1 protein-coding gene is annotated in these 437 nt (G+C 73.5%); it reads right to left on the reverse strand.

Annotated features, from left to right (window positions below):
• On the reverse strand, positions 1-437 hold a 437-nt coding region (locus E1284_RS41090), incomplete at both ends, for a helix-turn-helix transcriptional regulator (protein ID WP_131945488.1).

Here is a 437-nt window from a genome sequence, read left to right on the forward strand (position 1 = left end):
GGATCGGGGCGCGGGTGAGGCCGTCGGGGGAGAGCAGGACGGTGGCGTGTTCGGGGTAGGAGTCGGCTTCGAAGCGTTCGGTGTAGGCGGTCCAGTGGGCGGCGAGGTCGAAGCCGTCGGGGCGGTCGAAGCGGTCGGGCAGGACGGTGAGGGCGAGGACGCGTGAGATGCGGTAGGTGCGCGGGTCGCCGGTGCGGTCGGCGGGTCGGGCGATGAGGTACCAGGTGCCGGCCTTGAGGACGACGCCGAGGGGTTCGAGGGTGCGGGTGACCTGCTGGGGGCGCTGCCAGCGGCGGTAGCGGACCTGGATGCGGTGCTGGTTCCAGACGGCGTCGGCGATGGCGTGCAGGTGGGGGACGTCGTCGGGGGTGCGGAACCAGCCGGGTGCGTCGAGGTGGAAGCGTTCGCGGATGCGGGTGGCGCGGGTGCGGAGGGCG

This window comes from Actinomadura bangladeshensis (assembly GCF_004348335.1).
Taxonomy (GTDB): domain Bacteria; phylum Actinomycetota; class Actinomycetes; order Streptosporangiales; family Streptosporangiaceae; genus Spirillospora; species Spirillospora bangladeshensis.